This is a genomic window from Terriglobus roseus, from assembly GCF_900105625.1.
In the GTDB taxonomy this organism is placed as follows: Bacteria; Acidobacteriota; Terriglobia; order Terriglobales; family Acidobacteriaceae; genus Terriglobus; species Terriglobus roseus_B.
The window spans coordinates 2442268-2463766 of record NZ_FNSD01000001.1 but is presented as its reverse complement, the minus strand read 5'-3'; the positions used below and the strand labels follow the sequence as shown (position 1 = coordinate 2463766).

Below are 21499 nucleotides of genomic sequence, written 5' to 3'. Positions count from 1 at the left end.
TAGTGGATCGAATGCGCGGTGCGTGGCGCGGTTGGAGTGACCGATCGATGACGGCTGCAGCGGACAACACGCGCAAGACGGCGATGTTGCCGTCGGTGCTGAGTCCGTGGCGGCCTGCGGGCAGCATGCATGCCATGCCGAAGGCGACGCCGCAGAATCTTCGTCGCTTTGCGGAGATGCCGATGGCGCGGCGCGCCATCAATGTGGTCAAGGATCGCATCAGCAGCATGGACTGGCAGGTGCGGCCGAAGCGCGATGCCGAGGTCACCGTAGAACTAACGGCTCGCATGAAAGCGCTGCGGCACGCGCTGGAGCAGCCAAATCCGCAGGACAGCTTTCGAACCCTGCTGGAGCCGGTACTGGAAGACATTATCGTTGGCGGCTTTGGCGCGGTGGAGGTGGAGACCACAGGCGACTCGCAGCAGCCCGTGAGGCTGTGGCCGGTGGACGGTGCGACCGTTGCGATGGATGCGACCTGGTGTGGCGCCGCAGATGCTCCGCGTTACCTGCAGACGCAGCTCGGCGCTGCGGCTGGTGTGCCGTTGCTGGATCGCGAGCTGATGTATGTGCGGCTCAATCCACGCACCCATACGCCGTTCGGCCTGGGCCGGCTGGAGGTTGCGTTTGAAACGCTGAACCAGTTCCTGTCGGCGAATCGCTATGCGGGAAAACTTGCGAGCAACAGTGTGGTGCAGTATGCGCTGTGGCTCGACGAGGCGACGCCGCAGCAGCATGAGCGGCTGATCCACTGGTGGCAGGACGAGATCGAAGGTACCGGCCAGGTGCCGATCCTTTCGACGGCGAACAAGCCGGAGGTGCTGCGCTTCGCGGGTGGCACGGATGCGGACCTGCGTCTGCAGTGGCAGGAGTTCCTGCTGCGCATCGTCGCGAATGCGTTCGACCTGCCGCCGATGCTGCTGGGTCTTGAGAGCGATGTGAATCGCTCCACCGCAGGCGAGATGGCGGAGCAGGCATTCCAATCCGCCATCGTGCCGGTCGCGAAACTGGTAGCGGAACACATCACGCGCGACGTCATCGGCAAGGCGCTTGGCTGGGATGACCTTGAGTTCGTCTTCAGCGATCTGCTGACGCGCGATGCCGCAGAGGAAGCCGACCTGCAGATTCGACTGTTGGAGGCTGGTGTGCTCAGCGTGGCAGAAGTCCGTGCGATGCGCGGGCTGGAACCAGCGTCCGAAGGTCCTAAAACGTTAGGAGAAGGGAGCAGCAGTGCAACTAAACGCGATGGCAGTGGAGTTTCCGGCGGTGCACAACCATCCGAACCGAGTGCCGTTTGAGGGGGTTTTGACGCTGGTGGATTCGCCGAGTGACAAGGCGCCCAGCGGTGCCCGCGGGCATCGCGTGGTGCTGACGCGGGATGCGGCGGAGGCCGCACTGCCCAGCCTGCTGGGCATGGCCGTGGATTTCAAGACAGGCTGGGATGGTCATGACGCGAAGCAGAAGTGCGGCATCATCACGGCGGCTCGCATTGAAGACAACGCGGTGCATGTGAGCGGCTATCTCTTCGCGCGCGACTTCGCCGAGATGATGGCGGAGATGCATGCGCACGGCGATGAGGCACTGGGTATGAGCTACGAGTTGGCGGATGCTCATGTGGAGAACATGCGTGCCGACACATGGCGGCTGACACGCGCAACCTTTACCGGCGCGGCAATCCTGCTGCGTACCAAGGCAGCGTATCGCAACACCAGCTTTCGTGTGGCGCGTGCGGGGTCAGTGGCGGCGTCCTGCTCAACGCGTCGGCAGCGGCCACGCGAAGATCGCGCGCCGGCGATGCGGCCTATGCCGGCACGAAGGCGTGAAGTGGAAACAGTGAGATGAAAGGGACAACAGAGATGGAAGAGGAGATTGGTTTGGATAATCCTGGGGTGATCGTGGCGACGGCATCGTCGCCAGCAGAGGAGGCGATCGCGGAGCTTGATCGCCGCATTCGTGCGATAGAAGCATCCATCGGAGATCTGCGCTCGGTGAAGGCGCAGGAAGCACCCGCTGGTCGCAAGACGGTTGCTGCGTCCCTGACTGTGAAGGGGGCGGAGGCTCATGGCAGCTCTGTGGATGATGCATTGCGCAGCCTGAGCCTGGAGCAGCGGATTGCTGTGAAGAGTGGTTTGATACGGGCCGGGTTCCTGTTGTAGGTCGCGCGCTGCACGATAGCCCACCCTTTGCTTCGCAAAGAATGGGGCACCCGGTTGGGGTTCGGTTTCGCTTTGTGCGAAGCCTGCACATCTGCTTTTGCGCAGGGACGGGGCACCCGGTTGGATGAGTTGAATGCGTTACGGGGCGCGGCTAGCAGCAGCGCCCTTTTTTGTTGGAATAAGGGAGAAAGAAAGCATGATCGCACAATTTAAGGACATTCACGCCGCAGCGGATTACATCGGACCTGGCGCCATCGAAGTGCCGCAGTACCAGTCGGAGATCACCGATATCGTTCGCCGTCGCGGCGTCTTTGGTCAGCGTATCAAGCAGGTGCCGGCCACGGGTCATCCGTCGCGCTTCTTTGAGGAGACGGGTATCCCGGCACCCTCGGCCGCCGCTGGATTTGTAGACCCGCGCAACATCGTGGCGCCGGTGGTTGCGCCCACGCGTGTGGAACGTTCGGTGCCGCTGAAGGCGCTGGTCGCCCAGTTGAACTACAACCTGTTTGATATGGAGATTGGTGCGCAGCAGAGCCAGTTCGCCTATCTGCAGGCGAAGGACCTTGCAGACACGGTGGAAGGCGTCATGCGCACGCATGACGTGGCGCTTTGGAACGGTGCGGACACCAGCCTGAGCACGCCCACAAGCACGCAATACTTTGGTGCTGCGGCGCAGATCGCTGCAGGCGGCAACACCACGACGATCGCTTCGACGGCGAGCATCGTGGACGGCCTGAAGTCTGCCATCGCGCAGATGGTTGCGAACAGCAACTACGGCGTGCGGCCGACCGCCATCTACGCCAACCCGGTGCTGCTGGACCTGATCGACCGCGAGATGAAGGCGGAGTTCAACGTGGTGCTGAACAGTCGCGAGGTGCAGGGCGGCGTGACCGTTAAGACGCTCTCCACGCAGGCAGGCGACCTGCCGCTGATTCCGGAGTGGACGCTGGGCTACACCGGCACGCCGGGCAGTGGTAATGCGGTACTGCCGGCGTACATCGTGACGGAAGACATGATCGAGTATCACTGGCTGACCGACCCCAACCCCCGCGTCTTCCAGCTGGGAACGCCCGGTTCGCTGGCTTCCCAGTACGTTGTCTGCAAGTTTGGCGGACTCGTGGTCAAGGGTGCGGGCTACGCGCATTATCAGGTACTGGTCGACCGCTAGTCCCGGAGAGCAACAACCTGGTCCCGTATCGCAGCAACAAGGGGGCGGCCGATTGGGCTGCCCCTTGTTGTTCGCGCAGATCACTTTCATGGACGCGAAAGTGTTCCGTGTTCATTTCGATGGACATGGAAATGTTTAAGGAGGTTCGAAGATGCAGTATCTGAACGCAGCGGAATACATGCGGTTCGGGTTGGGGGAAGAGACGGGCGACGACCTGATGATAGCGGCGTCTGCCATGATCGATGCCTTCTGCCGGCGGCCGACTCTCGCAGTCACGCAGTATGTTGAGCGGCTCCGAATCTCGTCGCGCCGGCAGGAGATTCAGCTCAGCAATCGACCTCTGGCGCCGGCGACCGAGGGTGCTCCGTCCCTTGTCGCGGTACGCGTGCGGCTTGGGCGTCATGGCTCGGAGAACCCACTGATGCGGGAGGCGTTGACCTTCGCACCGCAGGGCACGTGGATCGCGATGGATGTCTCAACGCTCGATGTGTCGCCGGCCGGTTCCATCGCATTCGCGACGCATCTGCTGGGTGTGCCGTTTGACGAAGCAGAAGTGACCTACACAGCTGGCTTTGCGGAGATCCCGGTCCCGGTGAAGGTGGCGTGCGCGCAGATTGTGCGCAACGCGCAGGCGATGCCCGCTTTGAATGTGAAGCGCCAGGCGCTGGACAGCATGGCCATGGAGTACTTCCGTGGAGCTCTGCTGGATGACGAGGTAAAGCGGCTGCTGGCGCCTTACGTGGCCGAGAGGATGGGCTGACATGTTGAGCGATCTTGGAAAAGCGGCTCGCCGGGGAACGGATGCGATGGTGCGCTGCGTGGGAGCCTCCACCGCCATCCTGAGGATGCCGGCGCCGCCGGTTGCAGGCGATGCAGGAGAGGAACTTGGGCTACGTTCCCCGGAGTTTCAGCGCCTGATCTTGACGCCTGTTGCAGTGCAGCCGAAGGGGAATGGCATTGAAGTACTTGCGCCTGCAGCGGCGCTCGAAACGTTGCTGGGGATTTCGGGTGCCGGTGCGATTGCGATGGCCATGCGGTCCGTTGCGACAGTGCTTCTTGGCGATGAGGCGTATGTGCTCATGGCAACGCATGCAGTAGTGTCAATGGGCCAGGTTTGCCTCTACCGGCTGGTGCTGCAGATGCCGCCAACGGAGGTGGTGTGACCATGCAAAACGCGAAAGATACGTTTTACCTCACGTTGCGCGATCGTCTTGCAGCGTTGAATCCCGGGCGAACCGTACAGGTCCGAGGTGCGCTGCGTCCCGCGATCGTTGTTGCAGAGAACGAGCTGGAACAGGACGACGCTGCGCTCCTCGAGGCGTTCGTGCTCACGTGGAAGATCACGACCATCGATAGTACGGAGCCCAGGGGGCTGTGCGCTGCCGTCTGCGAGATCGGCTATGCGACGCGCGGCACACCGGAGAGTTCCGGCTTGGATCGCGGCCGCGTGCTGGATGCAATGGACGCGGAACTGCGGTCGATCCTGCAGCCCGGTAACGTCCTGAAGCGTCGCTTCGACGCGAGTCCCTCCATTGCGATGGCGACGCAGATCTTCTGGTCTGCGCCGACGTTCAACGCCGCAAACCTCGATGCGAATCGCATTCGAAGAACGGCAACCGTGACACTCTTTGCGTTGCAGGAAGCGGGGGAAGCGTGAGCGCTATCGCATTTGCTGCAGGATCACTTTTTGCCAGCGCTACCCGCTTATACGTCGCACCGGTCGATCGCGCGAACTCATTTCCCATGTCGTTCGATCCAGCCTCGATGGGGCGCTTCCCTCTCGATGCGCCTCCCGCAGGCTGGCTGGACGGCGGTGCTGTCCTCGGTCTGGAACGACTGAGCGATCAGGGGCTTGTGCCCGTCCTGAGTGGCGCGCCCGCAGCCGTAAAGACCCAGGTGCGCAGCACGCTGCAGGAGACCGTGCAGTGGACGTTTCCCTCGTGGACACGCATCGCCATGGCTCTTTCCTCCGGCGCGCAGACCATGAACCTGCTGCAGACCGCGGCAGGTGCAATCGAGAGCCCATCTGGTGGCACTGCCGTGCCGTCCATCCCGCTCCTTGCCGGGTCAACCGCATCGGTGTTGCAGGTCGGCGTGTCTGCCGCCATCGGCGTGGGGGATGTCGTGGTGGTTGATGTCGACTACATGGGCAGCACTGGCTACCTGGGCAGCGGCGCGCCGGGGTTCTATGTACAGACAGCCCCTGAGGTGCCTGATCCGCATTACACGCGACGTATGAGCTTCAACGTCGGGCTGGTTGCGGATGTTACCGGGGGAGCGATCACGCTGGCTCAACCGTTGCTCGCGGGTGTGCCCACGAGCGCGATGAAGGTCGACCTGGTGCGTGGTTTTGTGGATCGCGCTGCGGGTGGCTTCGTCCCGGAGTGGTCGGCCTTGCTGATGACCGAGGGGGTGCAGGGTGACCGCCTGTTGGTGCATTATCCACGGCTGCAGCCGGTTGGCGGCAGCTCGGCTGAAAGTGCAACACAACTCGCGCCGGGCGTAGATCGCTGGCGGCCGCAGGCGAAGTTCCGTGCGTTGCCCGTGACTGACCCGAATGGTGGTGATGCTGCCGTGTGCTTTCGCACGTATCTCCCCGCGCCGATGCGTGCGGTTTAAGGAGGCCTATGAATCTCTTCATTGACAACAATGATGGAAGTGGCGGCGTGGACTACACGCAGGCGATCCTGCGCGATGTGCCACTGACGATCAAGCGGCAACGCGGCGCGTGGACCACTTGCTCGGCCGGTCTTGATCTTGTGGGCTCGGGTTTGCCAGCGCCCTCTCAACGAGCGCGCGTCCTGGTGCTGGATGCTGCGGCCGGCGTGCTCTTCCAGGGCTTCACGCAAGGGGATTCGCGTGCGGCTGGATCTGATGCATCGACGACTGCGGCAGAGGTTCAGCCAACATTTCATGCGCTCGAATCCAACTGGCTCACACATGCTGCGCCGGACGATTCGCTACAACCTGTGACGGCCACGCAGCACACGATGGCGCTGCACAATGTTGTCTTGAAGTCCACGGCGACCTCGTCCACGGCGGATCTCGCCACCGATGTCACGCTGACCGGAGAGGGCGAGGCCGCAGCATATGTCACAGAGCTGTTTCGTGGCGATGGCACGACGACTGCGTTCAACCTCTCGCACGCTCCATTTCATGAGGGCGGCAGCGGCACGCTTGTGAAGGATCAGTTCGATGACAGTGCCTGGAACAGTGCGGTGTGGACTCGAACGGACACGGGCGTCTTCCTGTCGCTGGGCAGCGGCGGTCTGCGCATGGGCTCTGGCACCGGCTATGACGGGACAACAGTCCTTGCCTTTGCGAAGGCTGTTGAGATGGGCGGTACGCTGGTCGCGGAAGCGAAGGGCCTCATGCTGTCCGCGGGCAGCGATGGTTTGCTGATGGGCTTCTATGACACGTCCGTCGGGCATGCGAGCTGCGTCGCAGGTGTACGCGTGCAGGGAGCGGCAGGCGCGCACACGCTTGTGGCCGTGATCAACGGTGTCGATCAGCCTGCGAGCCTCAGCTTCGCGGATGGTCACAACTACACCTTGCGCGTGCGCCTGCACTGCGCGGAAGTGCAACGCATCCGCGCAACGTACGGCGCACTGGTGGACGGCGTATTGCAGCAGTTTGGTGGTGGCGCCGTCGACGCGCCGCTGCAGGTGGTGATCGAAGTTGTCGATATGGGACTGGCTTCGAGCGTGCTGCCCATGGTGCTGTACGACGGTGCGATCGCAACGTCGCCGGCACAGTGCATCTTCGCGCCGGTCAACAGCACGTCGATGATGGGCAGTATGGCGAGTGTCAGCCTGCTGCAGACCGGCTCGTCATGGGTGGTGAGTACGTCGGCCGATGGCTCGCGCAGCACGCGTCGCGAGGGAGCTGTTGGGACCGGTGCGGACTATGCGATGACATCGACGGGGACGTTCACCTTCGATGCGGGCCGTGTGCCACAGCCAGGCGAGCTGCTTGCCGTGCACTATCGTCGCTCGCAGCGGTCGGCCGCGCGGAGCAAGGATGCTGCTGCGGACGCGCTGCGTCGTGATCTCGCATTGCCGGGGCTGCCGCAGGCCAGCATGCGGGTATTGAAGCCTGCGGCGCGCAGCTCCGCGGATTGTCTTGCGGCCGCGAAGGCTCTTCTTGCTCTCGCCGGAGGCAGCGCGACGGGCGTAAGCGGCAGCGTAACGTGGCAGCGCGGACTCGCCTTGGCAGACGATGTGTCTCCGGGGGACACGCTGCTGTTGCAGGGCAGCGACGGTGCGCAGACGTTGCCTGTGCAATCCGTGACTCTCGTCGATGGAAACTGTGCGCCGGAGTTGCTGCACTACACAGCCACCTTCAGACAAAGCCACGCGGACTCGTTGACATTTACGGTGGGCAACGGCCTCGCAGACGATGTGCGGCAACCCATTGCCGTCACCGACACGTCTTCGTTGCCCGCGAGTCTGCAGGGCCTGCAGGTGACGATTGCCACGGGAACCGCGTTGCAGATCGACAGCGGTGTGGACGCCCCGAGTGGCGGTGGCTTCGAGGTACGGGCCAGTGACGCAAACTTCGGGTCGGCGAACACGGCGGACTTTGTACTGCGGAGCCCCGTCCGAAGCTTTTCGGTACCGCGAGCCGCATTTGCAGAGCGCTTCTATGTGCGCATGTATGACGGAAATCTGCCGGCGAAGTATTCGCCGGTATCAAGTGTGGTGTTGACCAGCCTGCCGTACGGCTCCTAGGCGTGGCCACACCGAAGGAGGGAAGTATGACGGATTTTGAAGCCCAGGTATTGAGCGAACTGGGCGCGCTGAAGAGCCAGATGAACTCGCTGCTGGGTGTCGGGCAGCCGGGCCGGTTGCACCTGCTGGAAGAGCGCGTGGAACGGCATGAGCACACGGTGCAACGGCTGAAGGGGGTCGGCGGCGGACTTAGTGTTCTGCTGACGTTGTTTCATGTAGCGCTGGATTTTGTAAGGCGCTGATCGCGGGGCACGCAAGTCTTCACGCGGGGCGTGCAGAGAGATCGTCGCTTGCGCGAAGGTTCGTAAGGGCACGGCTTTAGCCGTGCTCTTACGATTCCTGCCTTGCCCGGGAGCATCGGCGCGTCTGCATTCCGCAGTGAAACGGAGGGATCTGCTTTCCTTCCGCTGGCACGCCGACATGGGCGCCAAGTGTATCCCTCGCTGTCTCTACCGCATGACAAAAAGAACAAGGAGCCGCGCCGACAGGCGCGGCTCCTAACGATTTAGGAGAAGGAATGAATTTCTTGAAGCTGTTTCTGCGTGGTATTGCCATCCTGCCCAGCCTGATCCAGGGCGTTGAATCCATCTACGGCGCGAAGACGGGCGACCAAAAGAAGTCGGCCGCGCTGGAGATTGTGTCCGCTGCGGTCAAAATGGCGGACGCCATTGCGAACAAGACGATTGTGGATGCGGATGGCTTCAGCCTCGGCCTGAGCACCATCATCGACGGTGTTGTGGCGTGTTTGAACGCCAGCCTTTGGGCAAAGTCGTAGGTTGAGGTGAGGGGTGTCGTCATAAGTGGCCGATATAATCGAAACCTTATGGCGACGTCTCCCCTAGTGGGCGTAGTGATGGGTTCGAAGAGCGACTACAGTTGCATGGGCGCGGCGGTGCGCATGTTGCAGGAGTTCGGTGTTGCGTATGAGGCGCGTGTGGTCTCCGCACATCGCACGCCGGATCTGCTGTTTCAGTACGCCACGGAGGCCCGTGGACGCGGACTGCGCTGCATCATCGCGGGCGCAGGCGGCGCGGCGCACCTGCCGGGCATGCTGGCTGCGAAGACGATTGTGCCGGTCTTCGGCGTGCCGGTGAATGCCACGTCTTTGAACGGAATGGATTCTCTGCTGTCGATCGTGCAAATGCCCAAGGGCATCCCCGTAGGCACACTTGCGATTGGCGAGGCGGGCGCAGTGAACGCTGCCCTGCTGGCGATTGCAGTGCTGGCAACGACGGACCCTGCGCTCGGGGACAGGCTGGAACAATGGCGTGCGGCGCGCGAGAAGGTCGTGCTGGCCGAGACGCTGGATGATGAGAGTGTGACGAAGTGAGTGAAACACCTGCAGATCTGCTGGAAAAACTGAGCGGGCCGGTCCTGCCGGGCGGCACCATCGGCATCTTTGGCGGCGGCCAGCTTGGTCGCATGATGGGCATTGCCGCGCGTTCCATGGGCTACAAGGTGCATGTGCTCGACCCTGACCCTGCGTGCTCGGCCGGCTACATCGCAGACAAGGTCATCGAGGCTGGCTGGAACGATCGTTGGGCTGCTGCGAACCTCGCGCGTGAGTCCTCAACGGTCACGCTTGAGATCGAACAGGTCTCCATCCTCAGCCTGGATGAAGCGGCTCGATGGGCGCCCATGCGTCCCGGTGCGGCGATGCTTGCCGTGATTCAGGATCGTGTGGAACAGAAGGACTGGCTCAACAAGCACGGCTTTCCGACGGGGCCGTATCGCGCCGTGCGTTCGGAAGCGCAGCTTGCGGAAGCGGTGAAGGCACTCGACGGTCCCGTGTTTGTGAAGTCTGCGCGTGGTGGGTATGACGGCCGCGGACAGGCAAAGCTGGGCTTTGGCGGCGATGCCGTGGATGACGCTGCGATCCGCCAGGCGTGGCAGGACGTGGGCGCCGCGGACTGCGTGGCGGAGCGCGCCCTGAGTCTGGCGAAAGAGATCAGTGTGATGGTGGCGCGTGCGCCCAACGGCGAGGTGAAGGTCTATCCGCCGGCAGAAAACTTCCATGAAAATCAGATCCTCAGCTGGAGCGTGATCCCTGCCAGCGTCCCGGTGGAGCTTGCCGGAAAGGCACAGAAGATCGCCGGCGAGATTGCGGATACGTTTGCACTGGAAGGTCTGCTGGCTGTGGAGATGTTCATCACCACCGATGGCCAGTTGCTGGTGAACGAACTCGCTCCACGGCCGCACAATAGTTATCACGGCAGCGAACGGGCCTGCACCACGGGCCAGTTCGAACAGGCGATTCGCGCCGCATGCGACCTGCCGCTGGGCGATGTCTCCATGGTGCAGCCCACGGCGATTGCGAACCTTCTGGGCGATGTCTGGTTGAACGATGACGGCACGGAGAAGCAGCCGGCGTTCGACCAGGCGCTTGCCATCCCCGGCGTGAAATTGATCCTGTATGAGAAGCTGAAGCCGCGCAAGGGCCGCAAGATGGGACACCTGAGCGCAGTGGGCGCAACCGCGGACGAGGCGCGCGAACGCGTGCTGGCCGCGAAGGCGCGGCTGTAACGAACGTGGCGGATGCACAGCAAACACCGGTAGTCGGCATCGACTTTGGAACGACGAACAGTTCGGTAGCCCTGCGGCTGCCGGACGGTTCCGTGCGTCTGGCCGAATTTCCTTTTGCCGGCGGTACGACACGGTCCTCGCGGTCCGTGCTGTATCTGCAGCGCAAGGTAGAGTCTCGCAAGCCCGCGGCGGTGTGGAGCGGTCCGGAGGCGATCGACCGCTACCTGGATACCGATTCACACGAAGACGAGGTCCAGGGCCGGTTGATCCAGTCGCTCAAGAGCTACCTCTCCTCGCGTACCTTCACGGGGACAGAGATCTTCGGCCGCAACTACCGCGTGGAAGACCTGGTTGCGAAGATGCTGCTAGATCTGCGGACGCGTGCCAGCGCGTCGTTGGGCGTGGAGATCACCCGTGCCGTTGCGGGCAGGCCGGTTCAATTTGTCGGAGCGGATAACGATGCCGACAATGACTTTGCCGAGGCGCGTCTGCGTGCGTCGTTTCTGCAGGCCGGGTTTACCGATGTGACCTTTGCCATGGAGCCCGTCGCTGCGGCCTATGCCTACGCCGCGGATGTGACTGAGCCGCAGAATGTGCTCATCGGCGACTTCGGTGGCGGCACTACGGACTTCTCGCTGCTGCGGCTGGGACCGGGCGAACGAACGGTGCTGGGCACCACGGGCGTCGGCCTGGCGGGCGATGCGTTTGACGCGAAGATTGTGCGGTACCTTATCTCGCCGGCGCTGGGCGCGGAGACCATGGGGCGCGAGTTGAACAAGCTGCTGCCTGCGCTGCCCGCGTGGATCTATGCGAACCTCGAGCGCTGGCACACGCTGTCCTTCCTGCGCACGCGCAACGTGACGGAGCTGCTGCGGACAGCCCTGAAGCGCGCCGTCGAGCCGGAGAAGATTGCACTGCTGCAGGCTGTCGTCGAACACGACCTGGGATACCGACTGCACCAGTCGGTTCAGCGGGTAAAGATCGACCTGTCGTCCGCGATGGAGACAGAATTCGTGTTGAACGCGGAAACGGTCCACCTGCGCGCGCCGGTCACGCGGGCAGAGTTCGAAGGCTGGATCGCGCCGGAACTGCAGCGCATCCGCGTCAGCCTGGACGATCTGCTCGACAAGACAAAGACCCCAACCGGCGCCGTCGACCGAGTCTTTCTCACCGGCGGCACCTCCCTGGTCCCAGCCGTGCGGCAGGTGTTTACGGAGCGGTTCGGCGAAGAGCGCGTCATCGGTGGCGAGGCCTTCACGTCCGTCGCCCATGGCCTGGCACTCATGGCCGCGCAATAGGCTGCTCGGCTGACGCGATGCTTCACGCCTCAGCTAACAAGCCGCCCTTAGAGACGCGCTAAGAGCGGCGGCACGGGGAATCCGTGTTTTAGTCCTCTTCCTCTTCCTCGCCCTCCTCGGCATCATCCATCTCATCGTCGGTGACATCCTCGTCGTCCGATTCGTCGATGTCTTCGTCGTCGTCCTCTTCTTCCTCGTCGTCGTCCTCGAATTCGTCCTCGTCATCTTCGAGATCCTCATCGTCCTCGAGGTCTTCGGCCTGACCCACTGCCGCTTCGGGCAGCATGTTGTCTTCGTCGTCTTGCAGCAGGTTCATCGGCACTGCCTTCGTCTCTTCGGTATCGGTCATCATGGCTGTCTCTGGCTCCTCTTGCTGTCGTTTCAAAGGCTGGTCGGTTGGATGGTCTGCGGCGGAAGTTGTGATCTTATTGTTTGAGGCAAATGGCGAATTCGCTGTGAATCTTCCGTGACGTTGCGCCGCATGAACAGTACTTTGTTGTTCTGCACAGAAGAGTCTTCTGATCGCACCGGGGAATCGTGGCACCGCGACAGGCGGCGGGCCTCAGGGGAAGATCTCCTGTCTGTTCTCGCGACACGAACGCTACACTGCCTCCATGTCCCGCATAACTCCCGGTCCCTTCTTCGCGCTGGTGCTGTGCCTGTTGATCGCTGCGACGTTCGCGGGGCTGTGGCTTCGCGTGCGGTACCAGGCCTCGGTGGAGCGCGAGGGTACGTCCCTCAAGACGCTGGAGGGAGCGGTGCTGGCGCTGCTCGGCCTGCTGCTCGGCTTTACGTTCTCCATGGCGGTTTCGCGGTACGACCTGCGCAAGCAGCTTGAGATCGCCGAGGCGAACGACCTTGGCACGCTGTGGCTGCGGACGTCGCTGCTCAGCGACGGTGGCCGCGTCGCCGAGCAGGGTTTGCTGCGGCGCTACGTACCCATCCGCATCTCGTTTCTCACGGATGGTACGGACGAGCGACTGCTGAAGCAGGATCAGCAGCAGACCGGCGCCCTGCAGACGGAGATGTGGCGCGTGGCCAGCGCGGAAGCGAACGTGCGTCGCGATCCGGAGACAGCCTTATTCCTCAGCGTGCTGAATGACAGTATCGACGACACGGAAAAGCGAACGGCAGCACTCGAGAATCGCATTCCCTCAACGGCGTGGGCGATGCTGTTGTTCCTGGGAGCGGTCGCAAGCCTGATCGTCGGCACCGGGCTGCAGGCCAAGTCCATCGTGCTGCGCATCCTGCTGCCGGTCGTCCTGACGGCGGCGCTGGCACTGGTCTACGACCTGGACAGCCCGCGGTCCGGGTTGATCCGCGTGCACCAGCAGAGCATGGAGCGGTTGCAGCACAGCATGGGTTCTTAGATAGCGGGAACCGAGCGCAAGAAAAGCGGCAGACCCGAACGAGTCTGCCGCTTTTTCGTGTCGGAAGCTGTCGGCTTAGCCGATGTCTTCGGTCCAGTTTTCCAGGATGTTCTTGAAGTCGCTCATGAACTTGCCTGCGTCGGAACCGTCGATGATGCGGTGATCGTAGCCGAGGGTGAACCACTGTACCGAGCGAATGGCGATGACGTCGTTGCCGTCCGAGTCCGGGATGACCAGGGCTTCCTTGGTCAGGCCGCCGATGCTGAGGATGGCCGACTGCGGCTGGTTGATGATGGGCGTGCCGAAGACGCCGCCGAAGATACCCGCGTTGGTGATGGTGAAGGTGCCACCGGCGGTGTCGTCCGGAGCGAGCTTCTTGTTGCGTGCGCGGTTGGCGATGTCGACGATGCCGCGTGCCACGCCGAGGAAGTTCTTCTCCTCGGTCTGCTTGATCACGGGGACGATCAGGCCCCAGTCGAGCGAGACGGCAATGCCGATGTTGATGTTCTTGTTGTACTGGATGGCATCGCCCTTGACGGCGGCATTGACGACGGGGTGCTTGCGCAGTGCCTCGATCGTCGCGCGGGTGATGAAGGGCATGAAGGTGAGCTTCACGCCGTTGCGCTGCTCGTACTTGTTCTTTTCCTTCTCGCGCAGCTTCACGATGCGGGTCATGTCGATGCGGAAGGTGGAGTGAACGTGCGGCGAGGTCGCCTTCGATTCCACCATGCGCTTCGCGATGATTGCGCGCATCTTGGTCATGGGAACCAGCTCGCCCAGTACCGGAGCGGGTGCAGCCGGAGCCGCAGCCTTGGCCGGTGCAGCGGCGGGTGCCGCCGCAGGAGCGGGAGCGGCTGCTGCGATCGGAGCCTCAGCGGCAGGCTTGGCGCCACCCTGGATGTAGCCGATCATGTCGTTCTTGGTGATGCGGCCAGCCGAACCGGAGCCGGAGATACCGGCTGCGGCGAGGTCGATGCCGTTATCGCTGGCCATCTTGCGGACAAGCGGCGAGGAGCGTGGGGTTTCACCGGTAGTTGCGGCAGGAGCAGCAGCGGCAGGTGCCGAAGCAGCGGGAGCAGCAGCCGGAGCGGATGCACCGGTCGAGCCAGCAGCGCCGCCAATCATTGCAACAACAGTATTGATGGCAACGGTGGTGCCTTCCGCGGCCTTGATCTCGGTGAGTGTGCCGGCGACGGGCGACGGAATCTCCGCGTCGACCTTGTCGGTGGAGATTTCGAAGATGGGCTCGTCACGCTGGACGGTGTCGCCAACCTTCTTCAGCCACTTGGTGATGGTGCCTTCCGTGATGGACTCGCCCATCTGCGGCATCAGCACTTCGGTAGCTGCTCCGCCAGACGCAGTGGGAGCCGCAGCAGGAGCGCCGGCAGCGGGTGCAGCAGCGGCGGGTGCGCCCGGTGTGGGCGACGATCCGGCTGCGGTACCGCCGATGACAGCGACGATGGTGTTGATGCTGACGGTGGTGCCCTCCGCGGCCTTGATCTCGGTGAGTACGCCGGTCGCCGGCGAGGGAATCTCTGCGTCGACCTTGTCGGTGGAGATCTCGAAGAGGGGCTCGTCGCGCTGGACGGTATCGCCCACCTTCTTCAGCCACTTGGTGATGGTGCCTTCCGTGATGGACTCGCCCATCTGCGGCATTGGCACGTCGGTCGAGCTTGCGGCTGGAGTAGCAGCGGCAGCCGGAGCCGGTGCTGCCTCAACCTTGGGAGCCTCCGCGGCGGGTGCGGCAGCAGCGGCAGGAGCCGCGGCGGAACCACCAGCCTCGCCACCCAGGACGGCAACGACGGCATTGATGGAGACGGTCGCGCCTTCCTGAACCTTGATCTCGGTCAGGACGCCGGCGGCGGGCGACGGAATCTCCGCGTCGACCTTATCGGTGGAGATTTCAAACAAAGGCTCGTCGCGCGCAACGGTGTCGCCGACCTGCTTCAACCACTTGGTAAGGGTGCCTTCGGTGATGGATTCGCCCATCTGGGGCATGACGACTTCGGTTGCCATGAAATTCCTTCGCGCAGAGGTTTGTGAAGCTTGGCCGGCTGTGTTCCGCCGTCGTTCAGGCCCGTGCGCACCGGTTCAGGGCGGCGAAAACGGGCCGGTTGCAGACCAGAAGATTATAGAGCGCTTGGCGTAACCCGAGGTAAGGAGAACGGTTATCGCACAGTCGCATCGAGTATCGCCGGATGAAGGATTGCATCCAGTGATTCCGCGTGGAGCATCTGCCGCTCGAAGACGGTGCCGAAGTTCCGGGCGATGCTGTTCCGCGCGTTCTCCATGGTGGGCGCCAGCACAGGCGGGTCGTCGACTTCCAGTTCCAGCGACGTCGCGGCGCGGTCGGTGATGCCGCACGGTACGATCCAGTCGAAGTCGCGCAGGTCGGTCGTCACGTTCAGAGCGAAGCCGTGCGAGGTGACGCCCTGCGAGACATGCACGCCGATGGCAGCGACCTTCTTCTCCAGCACGGAGCCGCCCGCGAGCGTCCAGACGCCAGTGCGACCGCAAATGCGTTGCGCCTGCACACCGAAGTTGCGGCACGTACGGATGATCGCCTCTTCCATCAGCCGGACGAAGTCGACCGGGCCCAGGTGCGGCCCCTTCTTGCCGGGCAGATCTCCCCGCAGATCGACGATCGGGTAGCCAACGAGCTGGCCGGGGCCGTGATACGTCACGTCGCCGCCGCGGTTCACCTCGTGGATTTCGACGCCCTTGCTCGCCAGGAACTCATCGGTAGCGAGGATATTGTCGCGCCGCGCATTGCGACCGAGCGTGAGGACGGGCGGGTGCTCCAGCAGTACGAGCGTGTCCGCAATGATGCCTGCCTTGCGCGCGGCGATCAGTTCTGCCTGGACGCGCAGACCTTCGGTGTAAGAGACGCGGCCGAGTTGGAGAAGATGGAAGAACATAGCGCTGACTTCAAGGATAATGCTTTGGGCCGAGCCTGCCTTCGTTAGTCTCGTTCCATGGGCTCCTCATCCAATCGCGGCATTCGTGTCATTGCCTACCTGCTCTTGAGTGCCGGATTATGGTCGGGCCTTGGCTGCAACCGGGTACACGTCCCGCCGTATAGCGAAGCTGAGGAGTTGAAGTTTCGTGCGGACGAGAGGAAGGACCTTTCGGGGCCACGCGGGGATCTCGCGCAGCTTCGCAACCAGGTCATCGAGGGCACGACGAGCGTCGGCAACGGTCCTGAGCGCGTCAAGCTGGAGCACTGGCCGGGCCAGCCGATGGAGCTTGCGGTCAATGGGAAGGACATCGTCGTCACAAAAGTCAGCGGCGATGCGCTGCTCGACGGACGGCCGATGACGGATGGCGAAGTGATCCCGCCGGCCGAGAAGGGGCAGCAGCACTGGATCACTAATGGCCCTATCAGCATCCGCATGACGAAACACAAGCAGGAGCGCTGGCTGCAGGTGTTGGATGCGAAGTCCGAGCCGCTTCAGACGCTGCATGCGTTGAATTTCTATCCGCCGTCGCCGCGCTATCGCGTCGCAGCGGAGTGGGTGCCGCTTGCCGGTGGCTATGGCCTGACGTATCACCGTACGAACGGCGGCAGCGACCTGGCGGAGACGGCACCGGGCTATGTGGAGTTCTTGCTCGATGGCAAGCGCTATCGGCTGTACGCCACGTTGGAAGAGGGAATGCTTTACATCGTCTTCCGCGACCAGACGTCAAAGACCGAGACGTATCCGTCCGCACGGTTCCTGGAAATACTGTTCGACTCGCGTGCCTTCGATCCGTCGCATCCATTCGACCCCTCGAAGCGGACGAAGATGGCGCTGGATTTCAACCAGGCGGTGAACCCCGCCTGCGCCTATAACCCGAACACGCACTGTCCCATCGCACCGCCGGAGAACCGCCTGCCGATCGCGATCCCTGCGGGGGAAAAGCGGTATCACCCGGTGGACTAGCGCCTCAAGAGAACAGCCTCCGCACCATGACGATGCGGAGGCTGTCTTCTTTAAAGCGATAAGGAGCTATGCGTTCAGTGCCATGCCGTAGACCGCGGAGTAGCCGTCGAGCAGGCTTTCCGACAGTGTGGGATGGGCGTGGACGGTGTACATCATCTCTTCCACGGTCATCTCGCCCTGCATGGCGACAACGGCGGCGGAGATCAGCTCCGTTGCCTGCGGTCCGATGATGTGGACGCCTAGGATCTCGCCGTACTGCTCGTCCGCGATGACCTTTACGAAGCCGTCATGCGCGTTCAGGATCGTCGCCTTGCTGTTGCCGGCCAGTGGGAACTTGCCCACCTTGATCTTCAGGCCCTTTTCGCGCGCCATGGCTTCTGTCAGACCGACGGAGCCGATCTGCGGCTCGCAGTAGGTACAGCCCGGAATCAGGTTGCGTTGAATCGGCTTGGCGTACTTACCGGCGATGTGGGCTGCTGCAATGGCGCCGCACATGGAACCGCTGTGTGCCAGCAGGGGCAGGCCCGCAACGATGTCTCCGACGGCGTATATGCCCGGCTCTGCGGTCTGCTGGTACTCGTCCACCTTGATGGAGGTGCGGTCCAGCTCGACCTTCGTCGACTCCAGATTCAGGCCGGCGGTACGCGGTGCGCGGCCGATGGCAATGAGCACCTTGTCCGCTTCCAGGATGTTGTCCTTGCCGTCGCTGGTCTTGAAGTGGACCTTCACGCCGTCCTTGGTCTCCTCGATCTTGTCCATCTTCGCGGAGAGGTGGCAGTCGATGCCCTTCTTCTTGTACTGGCGCAGGAACTCCTTGGAGATGTCCGCATCTTCCGCAGGCACCATGCGGTCTGCCATCTCGATGATGGTGACCTTTGCCTTGAAGCTGTTGAAGACATTCGCAAACTCGACACCAACCGCACCAGAACCGATGACGATGAGGGATTTCGGCATCTTGTCGAGGGACAGGATCTCGATGTTGGTCAGGATCTTCTCGCCGGCCTTGTAGCCCGGGATCATGCGGGCATCGCTGCCGGTTGCAAGGACGATCTTCTTCGCCTGCACCTGCGATGTCTTGCCGTCGACGCCGGCGACGTCCAGCGTGTGAACGCCGTTCTTTGCAGGGCCAGTGAGCTTGCCGGTACCGCGGACCAGGGTCACCTTGTTCTTCTTGACCAGGTAGTTCAGGCCGCCCACGTGCTTGTTGATGATGTCGTTCTTGCGGTTCAATACCTGGGGCCAGTTGACGGTGCCGCCACCGATGCCGTCGATACCGTACATCGTCGCTTCATTCGCGTGGTCGAAGATATCGGCGGAGTGCAGCATCGCCTTCGTGGGCACGCAGCCCACGTGCAGACAGGTGCCACCCAGCTTGTCGCTGATCTCAACCAGGGCTACTTTCAGCCCATACTGTGCTGCGCGGAAGGCGCAGGAATAACCGGCCGGGCCGCCGCCGACGACGGCCACATCAAAGATCGTATCTGCCACAACACCCTTTCCAATCACAAGCCGGGCTTGATCTGACGGGGCCGGCCTGCGGGCGCGGGCCGTGGCCCACGCATCCCCTAAAGAATACGCCCAGAGTCAAGATGCTTGCGATTATCGAACGATGCATCCGCATCCCACCACGAGCGCCGTGGCGAGGTCAGGCCGGGATGATTGCATCCAGCTCTTCCTGCTGGACGGAATCATGGAGTGGCGCGAAGTCAAAGGCAAGGGCACCCGTCTGCAAGGCCGCCTCAAGGTCGTCCGGCGGTAGCGGGCTGCTCAGGTAATAGCCCTGGAACATGTGGCACCCCAGCTCGAGGAGGAGCTTAATGTGTTCCGCCCGTTCGACGCCTTCTGCCACAACTTCCAGCCGCAGATGTCGCGACATATTAATGATAGCGCGCACGATGCCGACTGCGGCGTCGCTCTCCTGCAGCTTCGTGACGAAGGACCGGTCGATCTTCAGCGTTGAGATCGGGAGTTCGCTAAGACGGGCGAGTGACGAGTAGCCGGTGCCGAAATCGTCGATGGAGAAGAGCACGCCCGCTTCGGAAAGTCGCGTCATGATGCGAGCCATGGCGCTGAAGTCACGCATCAGCGTGGTCTCCGTCAATTCCAGATGCAACAGTGTGGGTGCAATGCCGTGGCGTTCCAGGGCGAGCAGGACCAGGTCGGTATAGTCGGCCTGCACCAGCTGGCGAGCGGAAATATTCACGGCCAGCTCAAAGGGCGGCAGGTTGCGGTTTCTCCACTCGGCCATCTGGCGGCATGACTCTTCCAGAACCCACCGGCCCAATGAGACGATCAGGCCGCTCTCTTCGGCGACCGGGATGAAACCTGCCGGACCGACTTTGCGAAGAAACTCCGACTTGCCGCGGACCAGGGCTTCCACACGCGCCAGTCGCCCGAAGGCGTCAAAGATGGGTTGGTAGAAGAGTTCAAGCCCATTCGTCTGCAGAGCTTCACGCAGGGCCGACTCGATGTTGATTGCGGACTGCGCCTCACCGGCCAGCTCGTCCGTGGTCAGGACGGCATGGCCGCCCCCCATCCGCTTCGCCTCATACAGTGCCTTGTCGGAGCGCGTGCGGATCGTCTCGAGGTCTGCTCCGTCATCGGGATACACCGCAATCCCGATGCTGACAGAGACGGCAATCTCATTTATGGATAAGGTCAGAGGCTTGTTGAGCGTCTTCAGCAGGGAAGCGGCTGCCGCCTGGGCGCCCCGTGCGGAGGAGAGACCGCCGATCAACACCGTAAACTCTTCGCCACCGGTGCGGGCCAGCGTATCCGCCTCGCGCACGGAGGTTGCCAGGCGCTCCGCAATGCCCTTCAGGCACTCGTCACCCACCAGGTGACCGTAGGTATCGTTGACCTGTTTGAAGCGATCGACGTCAATCGTCAGGATCGCCATCTTGGTGCCGTCGCGAGCGGTGCGTGCCAGTGTTTGCTGTGCGCGCTCCTCCAGCAACATGCGGTTGGCAAGGCCGGTCAGGGTGTCGTGCTGCGCGCGGTACACCAGTTCCTCGTTCAGCCGCTGCCGCTCGGTGATGTCGATGCACATGGCAAAACGTGCCTCCATGCCACCGAAGAAGACGTTGTGGCCCGAAACCTCTACGTCGAAGACATCGCCGCTCTTCCGGCGATGCCGCCAAATCTGCTTGCTGCTCTGCAACTGGGTCAGTCCCTGCGACAGGCGTTCCCGATCTTCCTCCGGCCGGATGTCGTACAGCGACATCGTGAGGAACTCCGCGCGGCTGTAGCCGTAGGTCTCAGTCGATGCATCATTGACGGACAGAAAACGGCCCGTGATGGGATCAAAGATCCACATGGGGTGGGGGTTGTTCTCGTACAGCAGCCGATACTCTTCGCTCAGGGTTGAGATACGGTCGGTGTCGTCTTCCAGAACCATCAGGATCATGCCGAAGCCGACCAGGTATTTCGGCAGATTCCAAATACGGTCCAGCACGACGCTTATCACCGGAAAGATGTCAGACGCCTGGTACACAACGTAGAACATTCCCCAGGCAAGGAAAGCGGTCAGCGCTGTCCATTTGCCGGCCCGGTTACCGCTGCGATTCATCGCCAGCAGGATCGCGCAGCTGATAAAGATTTCAGCCAGCATGACGACAAGCGCCAGGCCCGAACTCGCATGCCAGACAGCCTCCATCAGGGCCAAGGTGCCCAGGAGACACACCAGCCGGATGATCTTTTTGTGCAGTCCCTTGTCGAGCAGCTGTTCGATCAGCGCCACCACGACGCCTTCCCCCAGCAGAATCACAGTCATGCAGAGCCAGACGTGTTGTGGGGAGATCCAAAGCGTGTTCAGGATGAGGAATGCGGGTGCACTGAGAAGGGCGATGTCCCGCTCCAGGCGCTTACGGCTTGTCTTGCGACCCAGGAACGAGAACAGGAAGATCAGGCCGCCAAGCACAAGCAGGTCAACGCGAATGCACTCCTGCGCAAGTTGCCATCCTGCCGGTAGATCCTTCGGCAGGTAGACGAGCAGGCTGCACATCACCAGAACCCAGGCGCACAGCCACATCCGATACCCACGCTGGGGACGGTGTGCCTGCAGAATCCCAAAGAAAAGGATCAAGACAGAAAGTAGCGCCAGATCAAAAAGGTTCGCTTGCAATTGCGCCAACCTCAGGAAACTATCAAGGAGAAATGTTGCCGTGGCCACGATGGGTTCACGGCATACATAAAGTTCCCAACCAGCTTAGGCGTCAAAAGCTGTTCGCAGCATCCCACGTCAGGGGGAGCAGCCGAAGACTTTGCCAGCAGCTTGCGGCTCGCACAGCATGCGAACGTGCGTTGGCTCCCAGTTGGCGCTTGCCGGATCGGAA

Annotated in this window: 21 protein-coding genes; 16 read left to right on the top strand and 5 right to left on the bottom strand. The window is 62.4% G+C overall.

Annotation, left to right across the window (positions count from 1 at the left end; translation table 11 throughout):
- The first annotated feature begins 47 nt into the window (after positions 1–47).
- The 14 genes from BLW03_RS10205 to BLW03_RS10140 all read left to right on the top strand — a co-directional run bounded on the left by BLW03_RS10205 (position 48) and on the right by BLW03_RS10140 (position 11872).
- Positions 48–1295, top strand: coding sequence for a phage portal protein (locus BLW03_RS10205; protein WP_244502036.1), 1248 nt, complete (start codon positions 48–50; stop codon positions 1293–1295).
- The gene (locus BLW03_RS10200; protein ID WP_244502035.1) at positions 1285–1839 is read left to right on the top strand and encodes a hypothetical protein; all 555 of its coding nucleotides are present in this window, start codon (positions 1285–1287) and stop codon (positions 1837–1839) included. Before BLW03_RS10205 ends, BLW03_RS10200 begins: the two co-directional genes overlap by 11 nt.
- Positions 1836–2153, top strand: coding sequence for a hypothetical protein (locus BLW03_RS10195; RefSeq protein ID WP_074653806.1), 318 nt, complete (start codon positions 1836–1838; stop codon positions 2151–2153). The genes BLW03_RS10200 and BLW03_RS10195 overlap by 4 nt, the downstream gene beginning before the upstream one ends.
- 196 nt (positions 2154–2349) lie before the next feature.
- Positions 2350–3321 carry a hypothetical protein gene (locus BLW03_RS10190; protein ID WP_074653805.1) on the top strand — a complete coding sequence of 324 codons (972 nt, stop codon included), beginning with the start codon at positions 2350–2352 and terminating at the stop codon, positions 3319–3321.
- Between the two features lie 151 nt (positions 3322–3472).
- Positions 3473–4081, top strand: coding sequence for a hypothetical protein (locus tag BLW03_RS10185; protein WP_074653803.1), 609 nt, complete (start codon positions 3473–3475; stop codon positions 4079–4081).
- A 1-nt stretch (position 4082) separates the two neighbouring features.
- A complete protein-coding gene (locus BLW03_RS10180; protein ID WP_074653802.1) occupies positions 4083–4484 on the top strand; it encodes a hypothetical protein in 402 nt (133 codons plus the stop codon).
- Positions 4485–4486: 2 nt separating this feature from the next.
- On the top strand, positions 4487–4978 hold the full coding sequence (locus BLW03_RS10175; protein WP_074653801.1) for a hypothetical protein: 492 nt from the start codon (positions 4487–4489) through the stop codon (positions 4976–4978).
- The gene (locus BLW03_RS10170; RefSeq protein ID WP_083350452.1) at positions 4975–5940 is read left to right on the top strand and encodes a hypothetical protein; all 966 of its coding nucleotides are present in this window, start codon (positions 4975–4977) and stop codon (positions 5938–5940) included. Before BLW03_RS10175 ends, BLW03_RS10170 begins: the two co-directional genes overlap by 4 nt.
- Before the next feature lie 8 nt (positions 5941–5948).
- Complete coding sequence (locus tag BLW03_RS10165) at positions 5949–8051, top strand: hypothetical protein (RefSeq protein WP_074653799.1); 2103 nt, start codon at positions 5949–5951, stop codon at positions 8049–8051.
- Between the two features lie 26 nt (positions 8052–8077).
- Complete coding sequence (locus tag BLW03_RS10160) at positions 8078–8293, top strand: hypothetical protein (RefSeq protein ID WP_074653798.1); 216 nt, start codon at positions 8078–8080, stop codon at positions 8291–8293.
- 275 nt (positions 8294–8568) lie between these two features.
- The gene (locus BLW03_RS10155; protein ID WP_074653796.1) at positions 8569–8826 is read left to right on the top strand and encodes a hypothetical protein; all 258 of its coding nucleotides are present in this window, start codon (positions 8569–8571) and stop codon (positions 8824–8826) included.
- 48 nt (positions 8827–8874) lie between these two features.
- A complete protein-coding gene (gene purE / locus BLW03_RS10150) occupies positions 8875–9381 on the top strand; it encodes a 5-(carboxyamino)imidazole ribonucleotide mutase (protein WP_074653794.1) in 507 nt (168 codons plus the stop codon).
- Positions 9378–10574, top strand: a complete 1197-nt coding sequence (gene purK, locus BLW03_RS10145; RefSeq protein ID WP_083350451.1) for a 5-(carboxyamino)imidazole ribonucleotide synthase — start codon at positions 9378–9380, stop codon at positions 10572–10574. The genes purE and purK overlap by 4 nt, the downstream gene beginning before the upstream one ends.
- 5 nt (positions 10575–10579) lie before the next feature.
- On the top strand, positions 10580–11872 hold the full coding sequence (locus tag BLW03_RS10140) for an Hsp70 family protein (RefSeq protein ID WP_074653793.1): 1293 nt from the start codon (positions 10580–10582) through the stop codon (positions 11870–11872).
- A gap of 88 nt (positions 11873–11960) precedes the next feature.
- Here the strand turns inward: BLW03_RS10140 and BLW03_RS20440 are convergent, their stop codons facing one another.
- The gene (locus BLW03_RS20440) at positions 11961–12224 is read right to left on the bottom strand and encodes a hypothetical protein (RefSeq protein ID WP_139285168.1); all 264 of its coding nucleotides are present in this window, start codon (positions 12222–12224) and stop codon (positions 11961–11963) included.
- Between the two features lie 262 nt (positions 12225–12486).
- On the opposite strand from BLW03_RS20440, the gene BLW03_RS10135 reads away from it, so the two are divergent.
- Entirely contained in the window at positions 12487–13242 is a 756-nt protein-coding gene (locus BLW03_RS10135; protein ID WP_074653791.1) for a bestrophin-like domain, read from the top strand.
- 75 nt (positions 13243–13317) lie between these two features.
- On the opposite strand, the gene BLW03_RS10130 is transcribed toward BLW03_RS10135, so the two are convergent.
- Both BLW03_RS10130 and lipB read right to left on the bottom strand, forming a co-directional pair.
- On the bottom strand, positions 13318–15258 hold the full coding sequence (locus BLW03_RS10130; RefSeq protein ID WP_074653790.1) for a 2-oxo acid dehydrogenase subunit E2: 1941 nt from the start codon (positions 15256–15258) through the stop codon (positions 13318–13320).
- Positions 15259–15410: 152 nt separating this feature from the next.
- On the bottom strand, positions 15411–16160 hold the full coding sequence (gene lipB / locus BLW03_RS10125; protein WP_074653788.1) for a lipoyl(octanoyl) transferase LipB: 750 nt from the start codon (positions 16158–16160) through the stop codon (positions 15411–15413).
- Positions 16161–16217: 57 nt separating this feature from the next.
- Here lipB and BLW03_RS10120 point away from each other — a divergent pair, with 57 nt between their 5' ends.
- Positions 16218–17165: a DUF1684 domain-containing protein gene (locus tag BLW03_RS10120; RefSeq protein ID WP_074653787.1), complete on the top strand. Its 948-nt coding sequence runs from the start codon at positions 16218–16220 to the stop codon at positions 17163–17165.
- 66 nt (positions 17166–17231) lie between these two features.
- On the opposite strand, the gene lpdA is transcribed toward BLW03_RS10120, so the two are convergent.
- A complete protein-coding gene (gene lpdA / locus BLW03_RS10115; RefSeq protein WP_074655919.1) occupies positions 17232–18653 on the bottom strand; it encodes a dihydrolipoyl dehydrogenase in 1422 nt (473 codons plus the stop codon).
- A 157-nt stretch (positions 18654–18810) separates the two neighbouring features.
- A complete protein-coding gene (locus BLW03_RS10110) occupies positions 18811–21249 on the bottom strand; it encodes a putative bifunctional diguanylate cyclase/phosphodiesterase (RefSeq protein ID WP_212733173.1) in 2439 nt (812 codons plus the stop codon).
- Between the last annotated feature and the right edge of the window lie 250 nt (positions 21250–21499).

Excerpts from the sequence above, each read along its gene's own strand:
- BLW03_RS10180 (WP_074653802.1), top strand. The coding sequence starts at position 4,083 with ATGTTGAGCGATCTTGGAAAAGCGGCTCGCCGGGGAACGGATGCGATG.
- BLW03_RS10185 (WP_074653803.1), top strand. The coding sequence starts at position 3,473 with ATGCAGTATCTGAACGCAGCGGAATACATGCGGTTCGGGTTGGGGGAA.
- BLW03_RS10190 (WP_074653805.1), top strand. The coding sequence starts at position 2,350 with ATGATCGCACAATTTAAGGACATTCACGCCGCAGCGGATTACATCGGA.
- BLW03_RS10195 (WP_074653806.1), top strand. The coding sequence starts at position 1,836 with ATGAAAGGGACAACAGAGATGGAAGAGGAGATTGGTTTGGATAATCCT.
- BLW03_RS10130 (WP_074653790.1), bottom strand. The coding sequence starts at position 15,258 with ATGGCAACCGAAGTCGTCATGCCCCAGATGGGCGAATCCATCACCGAA.
- BLW03_RS10120 (WP_074653787.1), top strand. The coding sequence starts at position 16,218 with ATGGGCTCCTCATCCAATCGCGGCATTCGTGTCATTGCCTACCTGCTC.
- BLW03_RS20440 (WP_139285168.1), bottom strand. The coding sequence starts at position 12,224 with ATGATGACCGATACCGAAGAGACGAAGGCAGTGCCGATGAACCTGCTG.
- BLW03_RS10135 (WP_074653791.1), top strand. The coding sequence starts at position 12,487 with ATGTCCCGCATAACTCCCGGTCCCTTCTTCGCGCTGGTGCTGTGCCTG.
- purE (WP_074653794.1), top strand. The coding sequence starts at position 8,875 with ATGGCGACGTCTCCCCTAGTGGGCGTAGTGATGGGTTCGAAGAGCGAC.
- BLW03_RS10165 (WP_074653799.1), top strand. The coding sequence starts at position 5,949 with ATGAATCTCTTCATTGACAACAATGATGGAAGTGGCGGCGTGGACTAC.
- BLW03_RS10160 (WP_074653798.1), top strand. The coding sequence starts at position 8,078 with ATGACGGATTTTGAAGCCCAGGTATTGAGCGAACTGGGCGCGCTGAAG.
- BLW03_RS10205 (WP_244502036.1), top strand. The coding sequence starts at position 48 with ATGACGGCTGCAGCGGACAACACGCGCAAGACGGCGATGTTGCCGTCG.
- BLW03_RS10175 (WP_074653801.1), top strand. The coding sequence starts at position 4,487 with ATGCAAAACGCGAAAGATACGTTTTACCTCACGTTGCGCGATCGTCTT.
- BLW03_RS10155 (WP_074653796.1), top strand. The coding sequence starts at position 8,569 with ATGAATTTCTTGAAGCTGTTTCTGCGTGGTATTGCCATCCTGCCCAGC.
- lipB (WP_074653788.1), bottom strand. The coding sequence starts at position 16,160 with ATGTTCTTCCATCTTCTCCAACTCGGCCGCGTCTCTTACACCGAAGGT.